This is a genomic window from Enterobacter quasihormaechei (assembly GCF_004331385.1).
In the GTDB taxonomy this organism is placed as follows: domain Bacteria; phylum Pseudomonadota; class Gammaproteobacteria; order Enterobacterales; family Enterobacteriaceae; genus Enterobacter; species Enterobacter quasihormaechei.
This window is the reverse complement of the sequence record NZ_SJON01000004.1, coordinates 345,600-362,979: the sequence shown is the minus strand read 5'-3', so window position 1 is coordinate 362,979 and position 17,380 is coordinate 345,600. Positions and strand designations below refer to the sequence as shown.

17 protein-coding genes are annotated in these 17,380 nt (G+C 55.4%); 8 read left to right on the top strand and 9 right to left on the bottom strand.

Annotated elements, in window-relative coordinates:
- Positions 1-115 precede the first annotated feature (115 nt).
- Entirely contained in the window at positions 116-682 is a 567-nt protein-coding gene (gene gmhB, locus E0L16_RS08530) for a D-glycero-beta-D-manno-heptose 1,7-bisphosphate 7-phosphatase (RefSeq protein ID WP_131636715.1), read from the bottom strand.
- Positions 683-870: 188 nt separating this feature from the next.
- Between gmhB and metN the strand changes: the two genes are divergently transcribed.
- The 6 genes from metN (at position 871) to proS (ending at position 6,450) form a co-directional block, all read left to right on the top strand.
- On the top strand, positions 871-1,902 hold the full coding sequence (gene metN / locus E0L16_RS08525) for a methionine ABC transporter ATP-binding protein MetN (protein ID WP_063450579.1): 1,032 nt from the start codon (positions 871-873) through the stop codon (positions 1,900-1,902).
- On the top strand, positions 1,895-2,548 hold the full coding sequence (locus tag E0L16_RS08520) for a methionine ABC transporter permease MetI (protein WP_003856130.1): 654 nt from the start codon (positions 1,895-1,897) through the stop codon (positions 2,546-2,548). Before metN ends, E0L16_RS08520 begins: the two co-directional genes overlap by 8 nt.
- A gap of 40 nt (positions 2,549-2,588) precedes the next feature.
- A complete protein-coding gene (metQ, locus tag E0L16_RS08515; RefSeq protein WP_006810023.1) occupies positions 2,589-3,404 on the top strand; it encodes a methionine ABC transporter substrate-binding lipoprotein MetQ in 816 nt (271 codons plus the stop codon).
- Positions 3,405-3,510: 106 nt separating this feature from the next.
- Entirely contained in the window at positions 3,511-3,915 is a 405-nt protein-coding gene (gene rcsF / locus E0L16_RS08510; protein ID WP_003856133.1) for an Rcs stress response system protein RcsF, read from the top strand.
- Complete coding sequence (gene tsaA, locus E0L16_RS08505; protein ID WP_131636714.1) at positions 3,912-4,619, top strand: tRNA (N6-threonylcarbamoyladenosine(37)-N6)-methyltransferase TrmO; 708 nt, start codon at positions 3,912-3,914, stop codon at positions 4,617-4,619. The genes rcsF and tsaA overlap by 4 nt, the downstream gene beginning before the upstream one ends.
- 112 nt (positions 4,620-4,731) lie before the next feature.
- On the top strand, positions 4,732-6,450 hold the full coding sequence (proS, locus tag E0L16_RS08500; protein WP_063450582.1) for a proline--tRNA ligase: 1,719 nt from the start codon (positions 4,732-4,734) through the stop codon (positions 6,448-6,450).
- A 45-nt stretch (positions 6,451-6,495) separates the two neighbouring features.
- On the opposite strand, the gene nlpE is transcribed toward proS, so the two are convergent.
- Genes nlpE through E0L16_RS08485 form a run of 3 tightly spaced genes read right to left on the bottom strand, consistent with a single transcriptional unit; the run spans position 6,496 to position 8,192 of the window.
- Positions 6,496-7,194 (bottom strand): envelope stress response activation lipoprotein NlpE, encoded by a 699-nt coding sequence (nlpE, locus tag E0L16_RS08495; RefSeq protein ID WP_063867509.1) that lies wholly within the window; start codon positions 7,192-7,194, stop codon positions 6,496-6,498.
- A 39-nt stretch (positions 7,195-7,233) separates the two neighbouring features.
- Positions 7,234-7,650 carry an alternative ribosome rescue aminoacyl-tRNA hydrolase ArfB gene (gene arfB / locus E0L16_RS08490; RefSeq protein WP_064910107.1) on the bottom strand — a complete coding sequence of 139 codons (417 nt, stop codon included), beginning with the start codon at positions 7,648-7,650 and terminating at the stop codon, positions 7,234-7,236.
- Positions 7,647-8,192 (bottom strand): YaeQ family protein, encoded by a 546-nt coding sequence (locus E0L16_RS08485; RefSeq protein ID WP_131636713.1) that lies wholly within the window; start codon positions 8,190-8,192, stop codon positions 7,647-7,649. Before E0L16_RS08485 ends, arfB begins: the two co-directional genes overlap by 4 nt.
- Positions 8,193-8,388: 196 nt before the next feature.
- On the opposite strand from E0L16_RS08485, the gene E0L16_RS08480 reads away from it, so the two are divergent.
- On the top strand, positions 8,389-8,589 hold the full coding sequence (locus tag E0L16_RS08480) for a YaeP family protein (RefSeq protein ID WP_003856146.1): 201 nt from the start codon (positions 8,389-8,391) through the stop codon (positions 8,587-8,589).
- The gene (gene rof, locus E0L16_RS08475) at positions 8,576-8,836 is read left to right on the top strand and encodes a Rho-binding antiterminator (protein ID WP_063450586.1); all 261 of its coding nucleotides are present in this window, start codon (positions 8,576-8,578) and stop codon (positions 8,834-8,836) included. The genes E0L16_RS08480 and rof overlap by 14 nt, the downstream gene beginning before the upstream one ends.
- A gap of 26 nt (positions 8,837-8,862) precedes the next feature.
- On the opposite strand, the gene tilS is transcribed toward rof, so the two are convergent.
- The 5 genes from tilS to dnaE form a co-directional block, all read right to left on the bottom strand.
- The gene (gene tilS / locus E0L16_RS08470; protein ID WP_131636712.1) at positions 8,863-10,149 is read right to left on the bottom strand and encodes a tRNA lysidine(34) synthetase TilS; all 1,287 of its coding nucleotides are present in this window, start codon (positions 10,147-10,149) and stop codon (positions 8,863-8,865) included.
- Between the two features lie 58 nt (positions 10,150-10,207).
- On the bottom strand, positions 10,208-10,597 hold the full coding sequence (locus E0L16_RS08465) for a VOC family protein (RefSeq protein ID WP_131636711.1): 390 nt from the start codon (positions 10,595-10,597) through the stop codon (positions 10,208-10,210).
- A gap of 66 nt (positions 10,598-10,663) precedes the next feature.
- Entirely contained in the window at positions 10,664-12,796 is a 2,133-nt protein-coding gene (locus E0L16_RS08460) for a lysine decarboxylase LdcC (protein ID WP_131636710.1), read from the bottom strand.
- 100 nt (positions 12,797-12,896) lie between these two features.
- Positions 12,897-13,856 carry an acetyl-CoA carboxylase carboxyl transferase subunit alpha gene (accA, locus tag E0L16_RS08455; RefSeq protein WP_006810033.1) on the bottom strand — a complete coding sequence of 320 codons (960 nt, stop codon included), beginning with the start codon at positions 13,854-13,856 and terminating at the stop codon, positions 12,897-12,899.
- 12 nt (positions 13,857-13,868) lie between these two features.
- A complete protein-coding gene (gene dnaE / locus E0L16_RS08450) occupies positions 13,869-17,351 on the bottom strand; it encodes a DNA polymerase III subunit alpha (RefSeq protein ID WP_131636709.1) in 3,483 nt (1,160 codons plus the stop codon).
- Positions 17,352-17,380 lie beyond the last annotated feature (29 nt).

Sequence of the window (17,380 nt, the reverse complement as noted above, 5' to 3'; positions counted from 1 at the left end):
TGTGAAGTGATTCACATCCGCCGTGTCGATGGAGGCGCATTATAGGGAGCCGCCGAGGAATGACAAGCGGAAAAATGCATTTTTATTTCAACCGCTCACCTTTTCACCAAAACGTCTATTTTTGGTGCTTTTTAATCTCTTTTGGCAGATCTGCCAGACTATTTATTACCCAGTCGGCTGCATTTTCTGCTTCTGGGGTGACTGGTTTACCGGTCCGCACTAATACTTTGGTTCCCACACCTGCCGCCGCCGCTGCCTGCATATCTTCCAGTTTATCGCCCACCATATAAGACGCGGCCATATCAATGTGCAGGAATTCCTGGGCAGAGATAAACATGCCCGGGTGTGGCTTACGGCAATCACATGTCAGACGATACGCTTCTACGGTTCCCTGTGGATGATGCGGACAATAATAGATGCCATCAAGATCGACGCCGCGATCGGCCAGAGACCAATCCATCCATTCCGTCAGCGTTTCAAACTGTGCTTCGGTGAATTTCCCCCGGGCGATACCGGATTGATTAGTTACCACCACCAGCGCGTAACCCATCTCTTTCAGCTGGCGCATGGCATCTATTACGCCTTCAATAAATTCGAACTCATCAATCTCATGGACGTAACCGTGATCCACATTAATAGTGCCATCACGATCGAGAAAAATTGCGGGTACAGATTTTGCCACCGGTTTGCTCCTGAAAAAGGCTTGTTCAGCTAGTATCTCATGAATCGCAGCGCAATAAAGTGCTCATCGCACAGAGTTGGATTGATTTAGACGTCTGGATGCCTTAACATCCATTTTGTTTACGGTCATACCCCGTATCTGGCAGAAGAAAATGCCACGGCTAACTTACTTACGATAAAAATAATCTAATGATTAAACTTTCCAATATCACCAAAGTGTTCCAGCAGGGGAACCGTACTATTCAGGCGCTGAACAACGTCAGCCTGCATGTGCCTGCTGGTCAAATTTATGGCGTCATTGGCGCATCGGGTGCAGGTAAAAGTACGCTGATCCGGTGTGTTAACCTGCTTGAGCGCCCAACTCAGGGCAGCGTAGAAGTTGGCGGCCAGGAGCTTACGGCGCTCTCCGAAAAAGAACTCACGAAAGCGCGTCGTCAGATCGGCATGATTTTCCAGCACTTTAACCTGCTGGCCTCACGCACCGTTTTCGGAAACGTGGCGTTGCCGCTGGAGCTGGACAACACGCCGAAGGAAGAAGTTACGCGTCGCGTCACCGAGCTGCTGGATCTGGTTGGGCTGGGTGATAAGCATGACAGCTACCCGGCTAATCTCTCCGGCGGGCAAAAGCAGCGCGTGGCGATTGCGCGCGCGCTGGCAAGCAATCCAAAAGTGCTGCTGTGTGATGAAGCCACCAGCGCACTGGATCCGGCCACCACGCGTTCTATCCTGGAACTGCTGAAGGACATTAACCGTCGTCTGGGCCTGACTATCCTCCTCATTACGCACGAGATGGACGTGGTGAAGCGTATCTGCGACTGTGTCGCCGTCATCAGCAACGGTGAGCTGATCGAGCAGGACACGGTCAGCGAAGTGTTTTCACATCCTAAGACGCCGCTGGCTCAGCAGTTCATTCAGTCCACGCTGCATCTGGATATTCCGGAAGATTATCTGGAACGGCTGAAAACAGACGCTGCGGCGGACAGCGTCCCAATGCTGCGCATGGAATTTACGGGCCAGTCCGTAGACGCCCCGCTGCTTTCCGAAACCGCGCGTCGCTTTAACGTGAACAACAACATTATTAGCGCGCAGATGGATTACGCCGGCGGCGTGAAGTTCGGCATCATGCTGACGGAAATGCACGGCACGCAGGAAGAAACCCAGGCGGCAATTGCCTGGCTGCAAGAACATCATGTAAAAGTAGAGGTACTGGGTTATGTCTGAGCCGATGATGTGGCTACTGGTTCGCGGCGTTTGGGAAACGCTGGCAATGACCTTCGTATCGGGCTTTTTTGGTTTTGTGATTGGGCTGCCGGTCGGCGTGCTGCTGTACGTCACGCGCCCGGGTCAAATTATTGAAAACGCGAAGCTGTATCGCACGCTTTCTGCGCTGGTCAACATTTTCCGTTCTATACCGTTCATTATTCTGCTGGTGTGGATGATTCCGTTTACCCGCGTGATTGTCGGGACGTCGATTGGTTTGCAGGCGGCAATCGTCCCGCTAACCGTAGGCGCCGCGCCGTTTATCGCCCGCATGGTGGAAAACGCCCTGCTGGAAATCCCAACGGGCCTGATTGAAGCTTCCCGCGCGATGGGTGCAACGCCAATGCAGATCGTTCGTAAAGTTCTGCTGCCTGAGGCGTTACCAGGGCTGGTGAATGCAGCAACCATCACGCTTATCACGCTGGTCGGTTATTCCGCGATGGGCGGTGCCGTGGGTGCCGGCGGTTTAGGCCAGATTGGGTATCAGTACGGCTATATTGGCTATAACGCTACCGTAATGAATACCGTTCTGGTATTGCTGGTTGTGCTGGTTTACTTAATCCAATTCTCTGGCGATCGTATCGTCCGGGCTGTTACGCATAAATAACGTTACAAACAACACAAACTCGACGAGTTAAGGATATAAAATGGCGTTTAAATTTAAGACCTTTGCAGCAGTAGGCGCACTGATTGGTTCGCTGGCACTGGTGGGTTGCGGTCAGGACGAAAAAGATCCAAACCACATCAAGGTAGGCGTTATCGTCGGTGCAGAGCAGCAGGTTGCTGAGGCCGCGCAGAAAATCGCGAAAGAAAAATACGGCCTGGATGTTGAGCTGGTGACCTTCAACGATTACGTTCTGCCGAACGAAGCGCTGAGCAAAGGCGACATTGACGCTAACGCCTTCCAGCATAAACCGTACCTGGATCAGCAGATCAAAGATCGCGGCTACAAGCTGGTTGCTGTCGGTAACACCTTCGTTTACCCGATTGCCGGTTATTCCAAGAAAATTAAATCTCTGGATGAACTCCAGCCGGGTTCACAGGTTGCCGTCCCTAACGACCCAACCAACCTTGGCCGTTCGCTGCTTCTGCTCCAGAAAGTGGGCCTGATTAAACTGAAAGAAGGTGTTGGCCTGTTGCCGACCGTTCTGGACGTCACCGAAAACCCGAAAAATCTGAAAATTGTTGAACTGGAAGCCCCTCAGCTGCCACGTTCTCTGGACGATGCACAGATCGCGCTGGCCGTTATCAACACCACTTACGCCAGCCAGATCGGCCTGACCCCTGCGAAAGATGGCATCTTCGTTGAAGACAAAGATTCCCCGTACGTCAACCTGATCGTGACTCGCGAAGACAACAAAGACGCGGAAAACGTGAAGAAATTCCTTCAGGCATATCAGTCTGAAGAAGTTTACCAGGAAGCCAATAAGGTGTTTAACGGCGGCGCTGTTAAAGGCTGGTAATCTCACCTCAGTGTAATATCATCAAGACGGGCATTTGCCCGTCTTGTCATTTGTGCGGTCAACTGCTTCAATATCTGACGTTTTGATTATCCACTGAGGAATTATTATGCGTGCTTTACCGATCTGTCTTTTAGCACTGATGCTGAGCGGCTGTTCTATGCTAAGCAGATCTCCTGTTGAACCCGTTCAAAGCACTGCAACCCCGCCAAAAGCGGAGCCAGCAAAACCGAAAGCGCCTCGCGCTGCGCCGGTACGTATTATTACCAAAGCCGACGAGCTGGTCGGTAAGCCATTCCGTGAACTGGGCGAAGTGAGCGGCGAATCCTGTCAGGCAACGAATCAGGACTCCCCTCCAAATATCCCAACAGCCCGCAAGCGTATGCAAATCAACGCGTCGAAAATGAAAGCCAACGCGGTGCTGCTGCACAGCTGTGAAGTCACCAGCGGTACGCCAGGCTGCTACCGTCAGGCGGTATGCATCGGTTCTGCGCTTAACATCACGGCGAAATGAGTGCATTTCAGTTCGAGCAGATAGGCGTTATCCGCTCTCCTTATAAAGAAAAGTTCGCCGTGCCGCGTCAGCCGGGTCTGGTCATTAACGGCGGCGGCGAACTGCATCTCGTCGCGCCCTACAATCAGGCCGATGCGGTGCGCGGGCTTGAGGCGTTCAGCCATTTATGGGTGGTTTTTGTATTTCACCAGACCATGGAAGGCGGCTGGCGTCCGACCGTGCGCCCGCCTCGTCTGGGCGGTAATGCCAGAATGGGGGTTTTTGCCACCCGCTCAACGTTCCGACCGAATCCAGTCGGGATGTCGCTGGTCGAACTGAAAGGGATACGCTGTCAGAAAGACCGGGTGATCCTGGAGCTAGGCAGCCTTGACCTGGTAGACGGCACGCCGGTCATTGATATTAAGCCTTACCTGCCCTTTGCCGAAGCGCTGCCGAATGCCCGTGCAAGCTATGCTCAGGACGCGCCGCAGGCAGATATGCCGGTTCACTTTACGTCTGAAATAACGACGCAAATCGGCCAGCTGGAAAAACGCTATCCCCGTCTGCGTGACTTTATCGTTGAAGTGTTGGCGCAGGACCCTCGTCCCGCCTACCGCAAAGAGGAAGACGCCGGAAAAACGTACGCCGTCTGGCTGCTGGACTTTAACGTGCGCTGGCGCGTCACTGATGCGGGTTTTGAAGTGTTTGCCCTGGAACCCAGGTAATTTTGTTCTCCTCTCTTTTGGCATCTTTGCCACACTGGTAAACTAAACCACTTTTTTTGTGTCAGGCTGGCGTTTCAGCCTGTTCCAATCGTCGAAATGGAACCGTAACAACATGCGTACTAGCCAATATCTGCTCTCCACTCTGAAGGAGACACCTGCCGACGCCGAGGTGATCAGCCACCAGCTGATGCTGCGCGCCGGGATGATCCGCAAGCTGGCCTCCGGGTTATACACCTGGCTGCCGACCGGCGTGCGCGTCCTGAAAAAAGTCGAAAACATCGTGCGTGAAGAGATGAACAACGCCGGTGCAATCGAGGTGTTAATGCCGGTGGTTCAGCCTTCTGAACTGTGGCAGGAGAGCGGTCGCTGGGAGCAGTACGGCCCGGAGCTGCTGCGTATTGCCGATCGTGGCGATCGTCCATTTGTTCTCGGCCCAACGCATGAAGAAGTGATCACCGATCTAATCCGTAACGAGCTGAGCTCTTACAAACAGCTGCCGCTGAACTTCTTCCAGATCCAGACCAAGTTCCGTGACGAAGTGCGCCCACGCTTTGGCGTTATGCGCTCTCGCGAATTCCTGATGAAAGACGCTTACTCTTTCCATACCTCTCAGGAATCTCTGCAAGAGACCTACGACAAAATGTACGTGGCTTACAGCAAAATCTTCTCCCGCATGGGGCTGGATTTCCGTGCTGTACAGGCTGATACCGGTTCAATCGGCGGTAGCGCCTCTCATGAATTCCAGGTTCTGGCGCAGAGCGGCGAAGACGATGTCATTTTCTCTGACTCCTCTGATTACGCCGCCAACATTGAGTTCGCAGAAGCGCTGGCACCAAAAGAACCTCGAGCGGCAGCAACCCAAGAGATGACGCTGGTTGATACGCCAAACGCGAAAACCATCGCCGAGCTGGTTGAGCAGTTTACTCTGCCGATCGAAAAAACGGTTAAAACGCTGCTGGTGAAATCTGCTGAAGGCAGCGCTTACCCGCTGGTTGCCCTGCTGGTCCGTGGCGATCACGAGCTGAACGAAGTGAAGGCCGAGAAGCTGCCGCAGGTTGCCAGCCCGCTGACCTTCGCGACGGAAGCCGAAATCCGCGCCGTGGTGAACGCAGGCCCAGGCTCTCTGGGTCCGGTGAATATGCCTGTTCCTGTGGTGATTGACCGCACCGTTGCGGCAATGAGCGACTTCTCTGCGGGCGCAAACATTGACGGGAAACACTACTTCGGCATCAACTGGGATCGTGACGTGGCGACGCCGGAAGTGGCTGACATCCGTAACGTGGTCGCAGGCGATCCAAGCCCGGACGGCAAGGGTACCCTGATGATCAAACGCGGTATCGAAGTAGGTCACATCTTCCAGCTGGGCGATAAGTACTCTCGCGCAATGAACGCGGCGGTTCAGGGCGAAGATGGCCGTAATCAGGTTCTGACCATGGGCTGCTACGGCATTGGCGTAACCCGCGTGGTTGCTGCCGCTATTGAGCAGAACTATGACGAGCGCGGTATCGTCTGGCCGGATAACATCGCACCGTTCCAGGTGGCGATCCTGCCAATGAACATGCACAAGTCTTACCGCGTGCAGGAGCTGGCCGAAAAACTCTACGCTGAGCTGAGCGCGAAAGGTATCGACGTACTGATGGATGACCGTAAAGAGCGTCCTGGCGTGATGTTTGCTGACATGGAACTGATCGGTATTCCGCACACCGTCGTCATCGGCGACCGTAACCTCGACAGCGACGAGATTGAATACAAGTACCGTCGCAACGGCGAAAAACAGATGATCAAGACGGGCGACATTCTTGATTACCTGGTGAAAGCCATCAAAGGTTAAGAAACAAAAAACCCCGCAAGCGCGGGGTTTTTTAATGGCTAAATCCTATTTGCTTTCGCAGTTTTTACCCGCAGCAAACTTCGCGTCTTTATCAGCAACCAGCGTTTTCACCAGCTCGCCGCTATCCGGGTTTGGCTCCAGCGTAAAGTGCCCTTCAACCGTCAGCAACACGGGCTTACTGTCATTGCCGCGCGCGACGGCATAGTCACGCTCCAGCTGGGCATTGTTCGCCACGCTGACTTTCTTACCGGTTGCGCAATCCGTGAAGATCGCCGCATCCGCCATGTAGAAATACATCCCTCGCATCGCCATTGGGGTTGCGGGCAGGGACGCTTTCACCGGGGCCAGCGTGTAATTGAACTGGGATTCAATCGGGTTGCCTTCGCGATCGAGCATCTCCATCCCCTCGCCTTTGGCGCGAAAATAGGTTTTATCGCCCGTGGTATCGGTCAATACCAGCTTCTCAGCCGTACGCGCCCACGTTCCGTAAGTTGCAAAAGATGACGGCTCTTTCGCTCCCTGATATCGCTGGTTCATTACCCAGGTGCCATCTTTTTGCAGGAACAGGGAAGTTTCGATGCCTTCACAATCTGCACATGGCAATACGCCGCGCCAGCTCTGCTGCATCGGCTTTAATTCTTCATTTTGCGTTGGCGGTAATACCTGTGTTTCCGAACGGTTGTTACAGCCAAAAAGCGCGAACAGGCTCGTCACGGCCAGCGCTGATAATAATGCTTTTTTCACAATACATTCCTTATGAAAAAGGGTGTCCCTTTCGTCACGTTACGGGTGACGGACTTTGCCACGCAGTGATTTTACGGTGGATTTTTGCGCCTTCGATGACAATCGACGTTCTTTCGATGCCCGCGTTGGACGCGTTGCCCGGCGGCTTTTTTGCACGGTTGTTAATTCTTTTATGACCGCCGCCAGTCTGGAAAGTGCCGCTTCCCGGTTCATTTCCTGGCTGCGATATTCCTGCGCTTTGATCACGATCACCCCCTCACTGGTGATCAGGTGATGGCTGGCGGCAAGCAGGCTTTCTTTATAATACTCTGGCAGGCTGGAGGCCCGAATGTCAAAGCGCAAATGGATAGCCGTTGAGGCCTTGTTAACGTGCTGGCCCCCTGCTCCCTGAGCCCGGATGGCGGTGATCTCCAGCTCGTTATCAGGAATGCTGACGTTTCGGGACAACACAATCATGATGCGGGCTGCCAGGCCGTAAGATGAATTTCCAGATTATTCTGAGAATCAGAAAGCCAGATAGCGCCGTCCTGAATGGTTGCCTGGAGCGCCATTGTCCGGCTGGCGAACGCGCTCAACTGTGCCAGCTGTTCATCATCCATATACCAGACGGTAAGATTTTTGAACTGCGCACACTTATTTTTGTTTTGTTGCCACCAGATCTCCGCGGCGCGCTGGTTGTAGGCAAACAGCGCCACCTCTGCGGACTGGGTGCATGCCTTTTTGATCCGGCGTTCATCCGGAAGGCCAAGCTCAATCCATAAGTCGATACCCAGATGATCGTTGCGTAACCAGGCTTCCGGTTCATCTTCCGCGCTTAAGCCACGGGTAAATTGCAGGCGGTCATCGGCATATTTAATCCACGCCAGCAGGCGCAGCATCATGCGCTCCTGGGTTTCAGAGGGGTGACGCGCCAGCGTCAATGACGCATCCAGAAACTGGTTACGGTCAAGATCCGCCACGTTGACCACAGCTTTATAAATTGTCGCTTTCAGCGCCATGAGAGAACTCCTTTCGAATCAGGCGTACATTGTAGCGAAAACCGCAGCAAAAGGCTGTTACGAGGTGGTGAATCCCCCCTTATCAAGGCGCTGATAATGCTTAAATGAGTATGGTATAGTCACCTTGCTAAACCGAGTTTAACTTCGTAGGCTTAATGATATCTCACAGTAAGTCAGTACGCTGGCAGGAGGGGATGTGAATAATTATTGTGAGTTGATTCGCAGACGGTATGCGGAAATCGCCAGCGGAGATCTGGGGTATATCCCGGATGCGTTGGGCTGTGTATTGAACGTGCTAAATGAAGTGGCCTCTGATGAGAGCCTTTCTGAATCGGTCAGGGAAAAAGCAGCGTATGCTGCGGCGAATTTACTGGTGAGCGATTATGTCGATGAATGATACCTATCAACCCATCAATTGTGATGACTATGACAACCTCGAACTCGCCTGCCAGCATCATTTAATACTGACGCTGGAACTCAAAGATGGCGAAGTGCTAAAGGCAAAGGCCAGCGACCTGGTTTCCCGTAAAAACGTGGAATATCTGGTTGTAGAAGATGCAGGTGCAACCCGCGAGCTGCGCCTCGACAGGATTGCCAGTTTCAGCCATCCGGAAATCGGCACTGTCGTGGTGAGCGAATCCTGATAACCAACGGGCAGCCAGGCTGCCCGTTACGCTTTCCACTCAAAATTCACACCCGCTTCAGCCCACCCCTCTTCCGTGATGAACACTCCTGCCGCCGCCACGAGCGTATCGCCGTAAAACAGGAGCGGCGTGGTATCACGCTTCCAGGGCGGAACGTTATTCTCCTGCCAGATTTTCTTCAGCTTACGCCCGCCGTTACGCCCGACGATATGCAGCATGCCGCTGGCCCTGAAGCGTACGGTGACCTTCTCGTCCGGCTCGGGTAAACGCACGTTACCCGGACGGCTCAACGCAACCACGCCCGCATTTAACGGTAGCGTTAATGCTTTCTCCGGCGATGGCCATTCGAGCACAAGGTCAGCCAGCGACGGCGCGGATTTTACCCACCAGAGCCGGTCCTGGTAGCGCCTGACGTTAAAACCGTTCAGGTGTATACACGGCGCGGCATCCTCTCTTGCCTGGGCGACCTCGTCCCAGATACGGTTGAGCATCGCCCGGGACGGCATAGCCGCACGGTGAAAAGCCAGCCAGCGACGGATCAGGGCAGCCCGACGCGCGTGGCTCATCATCTTCAACGGCGCAATATCCAGTGCGCCCTCAGCGGTAATCAGCGTAGTCAGTTCCTCGCTCAGCAGCTCATCCAGCAAGCTTTCCTGTTCAGCACACAGTATGGCGCTTCTGGCTGCCGCTTCGGAAAAATGTGCCCAGCGCTCGGTCAGAAGCGGTAAAACGCGCAAACGCAGGAAGTTACGGTCATAACTGTCGTCCTGATTGCTTTCGTCTTCTATCCAGCGCAGATGATAGTGATGGGCCCAGGCCTCCAGTGACGCGCGCGTCTCGTTCAGCAGCGGACGGATGAGTTCTGTTCCGGCAAAATCAGCGCGCTCAGGCATGGCGGATAAGCCCGCGGGCCCGCTCCCCCGCTTGAGCGCCAGTAAGAATGTTTCACACTGATCGTCCAGATGCTGGGCGGTAACCAACGCTTCTCCAGGCCGCAATGCGCCGGAAAACGCAGCGTAGCGGGCTTTTCGCGCCTGCGCTTCAACGCCCATCCCTTCCTCCTCCAGCGTGACCCGTTCCACGATCAGCGGGATCGCCCACGCTGCGCACACCGCTTCACAGTGCGCCACCCAGTCATCAGCATGGGGACTCAGGCCGTGATGGATATGCATCGCCCGCAGCTGGACATCAGGCTCGCGGTCGCGCCAGAGCTTAAGGCGATGAAGCAAAACGGTGGAATCCAGGCCACCGCTGAACCCCACCAGCAGCTGGCGGTAGGGCGAAACGGCGTGCGCGATAGCGGGTAAGGTCATAGGAAATCACACATAAAAAATGCCCGAAATGAACGGACATTATCACACATGACGGCGATTACTGCTGGTAAAGCTCCAGCGGCAGGCCGTCCGGATCGTTGAAAAAGGTGAAACGCTTTTCGGTAAAGGGATCGACGCGAATCGCTTCACAGGCCACGCCGTGGGCTTCCAGATGTTTTACTGCGCTGTCCAGATCGTCGACGCTGAAGGCCAGATGGCGCAGGCCGCAGGCTTCCGGGCGCGAAGGACGAGCGGGCGGGAAAGGAAAAGAGAACAGCTCAATCACATATTGCCCGTTCAGCGCCAGATCGCCTTTCCAGGAGTCGCGCTCCTCACGGTAGGCCTCGCTTAACAGCGTGAAGCCGAGTACGTCACAGTAGAATGCCTTACTTTTCGCGTAATCGGTGGCGATAATCGCAATATGATGAACAGCTTTTAAACCCAGCATAGCTTCTCCTTTTTATGATGCCCTGAACGTTACAACCGACAGCCGGCCCCTGGCAAGCGGCCCCTTTTATTTTAGGACTCTCACCCAGTACACGCCGTTATCATCGCGTTTCGCGCCGTGAATATCCGTCTCAAAGCCCGGATAGTGGCGCCCCACCGAACAGAGCATCAGCAGGAAGTCGAGCACTGACCGGCTCTTCTCGGTGATCATCTCGCCCGGCATCAGCAGCGGCACGCCCGGCGGATAAGGCAGGATCATGTTGGCCGATACCCGTCCCACCAGGTTCTCCAGCTCAACCGTTTCCACCTCCCCTTTCACATGCTGCTGCCACGCCTTGTGCGGCGTCAGCTTCATTTCCGGCAGCACGTCAAAAGCCTGGAGCATCAGGCGCGGCAGATCGTGCTGGCGGATCAGCCTGTGGATCCCCTGCGCCAGATCCTGAATGCGCATATTGCGGTAAAAGTCAGGATCTTCCGCGTAGAGATCCGGCAGCATGTTCTTCACGCGCAGGTTCAGATCGTAAGCGCGCTTGAACTCCATCAGCCCGCGGAGCAGCCCCATTGCCCGGGTTTTATCGATCCCGATACTGAACAGGAACAGCAGATTGTAAGGGCCGGTTTTTTCCACCACCACGCCGCGCTCGTCGAGGAACTTCGCCACCAGCGCGGCAGGGATCCCCTCATCGCCCATCACGCCCTGCTCGTCCATGCCCGGCGTCAGGATCGTCACCTTAACCGGATCGAGGAACATATGGTCCGCATCGGCATCCCGGAAGCCGTGCCAGCTTTCCCCCGGCGCGACGGGCCAGCACTCCGCCTCGTCGATCTCTTCAGGCTGCCAGATATCAAAGAACCAGCCGTCCGCTTCATCTTTGAGCCGCTGAACTTCTTTGCGGAAATGCAGCGCCCGCTCCACCGAACGGTTGATCAGGCGTTTACCCGGATTTCCGCGCAGCATCGCCGCCGCCGTTTCGATGGACGCTACCAGCGGATAGCTCGGTGAGGTGGTGGTGTGCATCATAAAGGCTTCGTTGAAGGTATCCTCGTCGTACTCGCCCTTGATGTGAATGAGAGACGCCTGGGAAAACGCGGCCAGCATTTTGTGCGTCGACTGCGTTTCGAAAAAGACCTTGCCCGGCACGCGCTCGCCGCTCATCCCGCTTTTGCCCGAGTAAATCGGGTGGAAGTTGGTATAAGGCACCCACGCGGAATCAAAGTGGATCGACGGCACATCCAGCGTCTGCTTGATCCAGTTAGTGTTATACAGCAGCCCGTCGTAGGTGGAGTTGGTGATCACCGCGTGAACGGGCCAGCTTGCCTCAGGGGTCGCCGCGACCTTATTTTCGATGGCGGCATGGGTGAACTCGCGGCGAGGAATGCCGCCGAGAATTCCCAGCGCGTTACGCGTGGGCGACAGCCAGAGCGGCACCACGTCACTCATCATCAGCAAATGCGCCAGCGACTTGTGGCAGTTCCGGTCAATCAGCAGGGTGCTGCTGGCAGGCGCGGCGTACATCCCGACGATTTTATTCGACGTCGAGGTACCGTTGGTCACCATGTAGCTTTGCTCGGCGCCAAAGGTGCGGGCGATGTACTCTTCAGCTTCCAGATGCGGGCCGGTATGATCCAGCAGCGAGCCCAGCTCGGTCACTGAAATCGACACGTCCGCCTTCAGCGTATTGCCGCCAAAGAAATCGTAGAACAGGCACCCTACCGGGCTTTTTTGATAGGCCGTCCCCGCCATATGGCCTGGCGTGCAGAAGGTGTACTTTCCTTCTTTCACATAGGTGAACAACGCGCGCGTAAACGGTGGCGTGATGTTATCCAGATATTCACCGGTGTACTGCTGAATGCGGGTCGCAATGTCCTCGGCCACCCCGAGCGCGTATTCGAAGAACCACAGCGCCATGCGCATATCGTGCGCGCTCACGTCCATGGTCGAGTGGGTGTTGATAAAGGCGTACAGCGGAAGATATTCGTTGAGCTTATTGATCTCGCTGCACAACTCCATGTCGTATTCGTCCCAGTCGAATATCACGCCACAGATGCGCGGATTATGTTCGATGAATTTCAGCAGGTCGGCGCTGTTTTGCGGCCAGATCAGCTGATAACCGCGTGCCTTAAGGGCCTGTTCAAGCTCCTTGATGGGTTCGTCTTTATAAAAGACGCCGTGTGGCCCCATGATGGCGATGATGTTCATGGTTTACCTCCTTGAAAAACATCAGATAAGCATAGTTAAGGTAAACGGCAGGTATAAAAAAAGCCGCAACAATGTGCGGCTTTTAGGATAATTGTGAGGCTTATGCGTAACCGTAGGTCATCAGACGCTGGTAACGACGGTTGAGCAGATCTTCTTTGCTCAGCACGTCCAGGTCTGCCAGGTCTGCCAGCAGCTGCGCTTTCAGGGACGCGGCCATCACTTCTGGCTTACGGTGTGCACCACCCAGCGGTTCAGGGATGACGGTGTCGATCAGCTTCAGCTCTTTCAGACGCGGGGCAATGATGCCCATTGCTTCCGCAGCCAGCGGCGCTTTGTCGGCGCTTTTCCACAGAATGGAGGCACAGCCTTCCGGAGAGATAACGGAATAGGTGCTGTACTGAAGCATATTCACTTTATCGCCCACGCCAATTGCCAGCGCACCGCCGGAACCACCCTCACCGATAACGGTACAGATGACCGGTACGCTCAGGCGAGACATCTCACGCAGGTTGCGTGCGATGGCTTCAGACTGACCGCGCTCTTCCGCGCCAACACCCGGGTAAGCACCCGGCGTGTCGATGAAGGTGATGATTGGCATATTGAAACGCTCAGCCATCTCCATCAGACGCAGGGCCTTACGGTAGCCTTCTGGTGCTGGCATACCGAAGTTACGACGGATCTTCTCTTTGGTTTCACGGCCTTTCTGGTGACCAATGATCATCACCGGACGTCCATCCAGACGCGCGATACCGCCAACGATAGCTTTATCGTCAGCGTATGCGCGGTCGCCTGCCAGTTCGTCAAATTCGTCAAACGCCAGGCGGACATAATCCAGGGTGTACGGACGCTGTGGATGACGCGCCAGCTGGGCGATCTGCCATGCGCCGAGATCGGCAAAGATTTTGCGCGTCAGCTCTACGCTTTTTTCGCGCAGACGATGCACTTCTTCGTCGATGTTAATATCCAGTTTTTCATCCTGACGGCTAACTGCTGTCAGAGAATCGATTTTCGCTTCCAGCTCTGCAATCGGCTGTTCGAAATCAAGGAAATTCAGACTCATAGTATTCCTGTATTAGTCAAACTCCAGTTCCACCTGCTCCGAACCAATGAGGCCACGGAGATCGTTCAGTAAACGATCGCTCGGAGAGACACGCCACGTTGCACCAAAGCGCAACCGCGCACGTGCATCCGCCCTCTGATAGTAGAGATGTACTGGAATGGTCCCCGAGCGGTGGGGTTCCAGAGACTGACGGAGTCGGTTTAAAAGCTGGTCATCAATTTGCCTGTCCGTCAGCGAGATAGCAAGCCCGCGAGCATATTTTTCCCGGGCTTCGTCAATGTCCATCACTTCGCGGGCGGTCATTTTAAGCCCCCCGCTGAAGTCATCAAAGCTGACCTGTCCGCTGACGATAAGTATGCGGTCTTTTTCCAGCAATTGCTGGTATTTATCCAGCGCGTCGGTGAACAACATCACCTCCAGACGCCCGGAACGGTCATCCAGGGTACAGATGCCGATACGATTGCCGCGCTTGGTGACCATTACCCTTGCAGCAATCACGAGCCCCGCAGCCGTGGTGATTTTACCACGTTCTGTCGGATGCATGTCTTTAAGCCTGTGGCCGCCGACATAGCGCTCAATTTCTTTAAGATACTGGTTGATCGGGTGCCCCGTCAGGTACAGACCTAACGTTTCCCGCTCTCCATCCAGCACTACCTGTTCTGGCCACGGCTGGCAGTTGGAATAGGACTGCTCGATCTGCTCTGGCTCTTCCGCCAGCACGCCGAACATATCCGCCTGGCCAATAGCTTCCGCTTTTGCATGCTGATCGGCCGCCTTCAACGCATCGCCGAGCGAGTTCATCAGCGCGGCGCGGTGCGGCCCCAGCCTGTCAAACGCGCCGGACATGATCAGTTTTTCCAGCACGCGGCGGTTCAGTTTTTTGGTATCGGTACGGGCGCACAGATCGAACAGCTCGCGGAAGTAGCCGCCGTTGTTACGCGCTTCGATGATCGCCTCGATCGGCCCCTCACCCACGCCCTTGATCGCGCCGATCCCGTAGACGATTTCCCCGTCATCGTTAACGTGGAAATGGTACAGACCCGAGTTAATATCCGGCGGCAGGATCTTCAGCCCCATGCGCCAGCACTCGTCCACCAGGCCAACCACCTTCTCGGTGTTGTCCATATCGGCGGTCATTACCGCCGCCATAAACTCAGCGGGATAGTGGGCCTTGAGCCACAGCGTTTGATACGACACCAAAGCATAGGCGGCGGAGTGGGATTTGTTAAATCCGTACCCGGCGAATTTCTCCACCAGGTCGAAGATTTTCATCGCCAGTTCGCCATCGACGCCGTTTTTCTTCGCCCCGTCTTCAAAGATGGAACGCTGCTTGGCCATCTCTTCCGGCTTTTTCTTACCCATCGCACGACGCAGCATGTCCGCGCCGCCAAGGGTGTAACCAGAAAGCACCTGGGCGATCTGCATGACCTGTTCCTGATACAGGATGATGCCGTAGGTCGGCTCCAGTACCGGTTTCAGGCTTTCATGCTGCCACTGCACGTCCGGGTAGGAAATCTCTTCGCGCCCATGTTTACGGTCGATGAAGTTATCCACCATCCCCGACTGCAACGGGCCCGGACGGAACAGGGCCACCAGCGCGATCATATCTTCGAAGCAGTCTGGTTGCAGACGCTTAATCAAATCTTTCATGCCGCGGGATTCAAGCTGGAAGACGGCTGTCGTCTCCGAGCGTTGCAGCATGTCGAAACTTTTCTTGTCATCAAGCGGGATAGCCGCGATATCCAGCGGCGGCTCGCCGTTCTTCTCACGGCGGGCGTTGATCATCTCCAGCGCCCAGTTGATGATGGTGAGCGTACGCAGGCCGAGGAAGTCGAACTTCACCAGCCCGGCGTATTCCACGTCGTTCTTGTCGAACTGGGTTACCGGATGCTGGCCCGCTTCGTCGCAGTACAGCGGCGCAAAATCAGTGATTTTGGTCGGGGCGATAACCACGCCCCCCGCATGCTTACCGGCATTTCGCGTCACGCCTTCGAGCTTGCGCGCCATGTCGATGAGCGCTTTCACCTCTTCGTCGGCGTCGTAGATTTCCGGCAGCTGAGGTTCGGCTTCAAAGGCTTTCGCCAGGGTCATGCCCGGATCGGGCGGCACCAGCTTCGAGATACGATCGACGAAACCGTACGGGTGGCCCAGCACGCGGCCCACGTCGCGGATAACCGCTTTCGCCGCCATCGTACCGAAGGTAATGATCTGCGAAACCGCATCACGACCGTACATATCGGCCACGTGCTCAATCACCTGGTCGCGTTTTTCCATGCAGAAGTCGACGTCGAAGTCGGGCATGGAGACACGTTCCGGGTTAAGGAAACGTTCGAACAGCAGGTCAAATTCCAGCGGATCGAGGTCGGTGATTTTCAGCGCATACGCCACCAGCGAGCCGGCACCGGAACCACGGCCCGGGCCTACCGGCACGCCGTTATCCTTCGACCACTGGATGAACTCCATCACGATCAGGAAGTAGCCCGGGAAGCCCATCTGGTTGATCACCTGGAGTTCAATATCCAGGCGCTCGTCATATTCAGGACGCTTCTCTTTACGGACCGCTTCATCCGGGAAGAGGAATTCCAGACGCTCTTCAAGGCCCTCTTTCGATTTCATGACCAGGAAATCTTCCGTGGTCATGTCGCCCGTCGGGAACTGCGGCAGGAAGTATTCGCCGAGACGTACGGTGACGTTACAGCGCTTGGCAATTTCTACGCTGTTTTCCAGCGCTTCCGGGATGTCCGAGAAAAGCTCGCACATCTCTTCTTCGCTGCGCATGTACTGCTGCGAGGAGTAGTTGCGCGGGCGTTTCGGATCGTCGAGGGTAAAGCCGTCATGGATCGCAACGCGGATTTCGTGCGCGTCAAAATCGCCCGCCTCGAGGAAGCGCACGTCGTTGGTGGCCACAACAGGCAAGCCACGCGCTTCCGCGAGGGCGACTGCCGCATGCAGATAGCTCTCTTCGTCTGCGCGCCCGGTGCGGATCAGCTCCAGATAATAGCGATCCGGGAAATACTCTTCGTAGAACGAGACGCACTGATCCACCAGCGCGCTGTTACCGCGCAGCAGGCTTTTGCCGACATCGCCCATACGGCCGCCGGAGATCAGCAGCAAACCTTCGTTCAGCTCCGCCAGCCAGTCGCGGTCAATCCACGGACCCAGCGCACCGTAGCCGCGCTGGTAGGCTTTCGAAATCAGCAGAGTGAGGTTCTGATAACCCGTATTATTCATGGCTAACACGGATATTTGCGTCATCTCATCGCCGAGCAGGTCGCTCTGCACGTGAAAATCCGCGCCGACGATGGGCTTTAATCCTGCGCCATGCGCCGTTCCGTAGAACTTCACCAGGCCACACAGGTTGGTAAAATCGGTGATCGCCAGCGCAGGCATGCCAAGCGAGGCCGCCTTTTTTACCAGCGGCCCGGTCTTAGCCAGCCCATCGATCATGGAGTAGTCGCTATGCACCCGCAGGTGTACGAAACGTGGTTCAGCCATCTTCAGATCCCGCGTTACTTAATTGCTTG

Coding starts and splice junctions, on each gene's coding strand:
- dnaE (WP_131636709.1), bottom strand. CDS start 17,351: ATGGCTGAACCACGTTTCGTACACCTGCGGGTGCATAGCGACTACTCC.
- E0L16_RS08465 (WP_131636711.1), bottom strand. CDS start 10,597: ATGCTGGGTTTAAAAGCTGTTCATCATATTGCGATTATCGCCACCGAT.
- metQ (WP_006810023.1), top strand. CDS start 2,589: ATGGCGTTTAAATTTAAGACCTTTGCAGCAGTAGGCGCACTGATTGGT.
- proS (WP_063450582.1), top strand. CDS start 4,732: ATGCGTACTAGCCAATATCTGCTCTCCACTCTGAAGGAGACACCTGCC.
- tsaA (WP_131636714.1), top strand. CDS start 3,912: ATGAGTGCATTTCAGTTCGAGCAGATAGGCGTTATCCGCTCTCCTTAT.
- rof (WP_063450586.1), top strand. CDS start 8,576: ATGTCGATGAATGATACCTATCAACCCATCAATTGTGATGACTATGAC.
- metN (WP_063450579.1), top strand. CDS start 871: ATGATTAAACTTTCCAATATCACCAAAGTGTTCCAGCAGGGGAACCGT.
- tilS (WP_131636712.1), bottom strand. CDS start 10,149: ATGACCTTACCCGCTATCGCGCACGCCGTTTCGCCCTACCGCCAGCTG.
- E0L16_RS08460 (WP_131636710.1), bottom strand. CDS start 12,796: ATGAACATCATCGCCATCATGGGGCCACACGGCGTCTTTTATAAAGAC.
- accA (WP_006810033.1), bottom strand. CDS start 13,856: ATGAGTCTGAATTTCCTTGATTTCGAACAGCCGATTGCAGAGCTGGAA.
- E0L16_RS08485 (WP_131636713.1), bottom strand. CDS start 8,192: ATGGCGCTGAAAGCGACAATTTATAAAGCTGTGGTCAACGTGGCGGAT.
- arfB (WP_064910107.1), bottom strand. CDS start 7,650: ATGATTGTGTTGTCCCGAAACGTCAGCATTCCTGATAACGAGCTGGAG.
- E0L16_RS08520 (WP_003856130.1), top strand. CDS start 1,895: ATGTCTGAGCCGATGATGTGGCTACTGGTTCGCGGCGTTTGGGAAACG.
- rcsF (WP_003856133.1), top strand. CDS start 3,511: ATGCGTGCTTTACCGATCTGTCTTTTAGCACTGATGCTGAGCGGCTGT.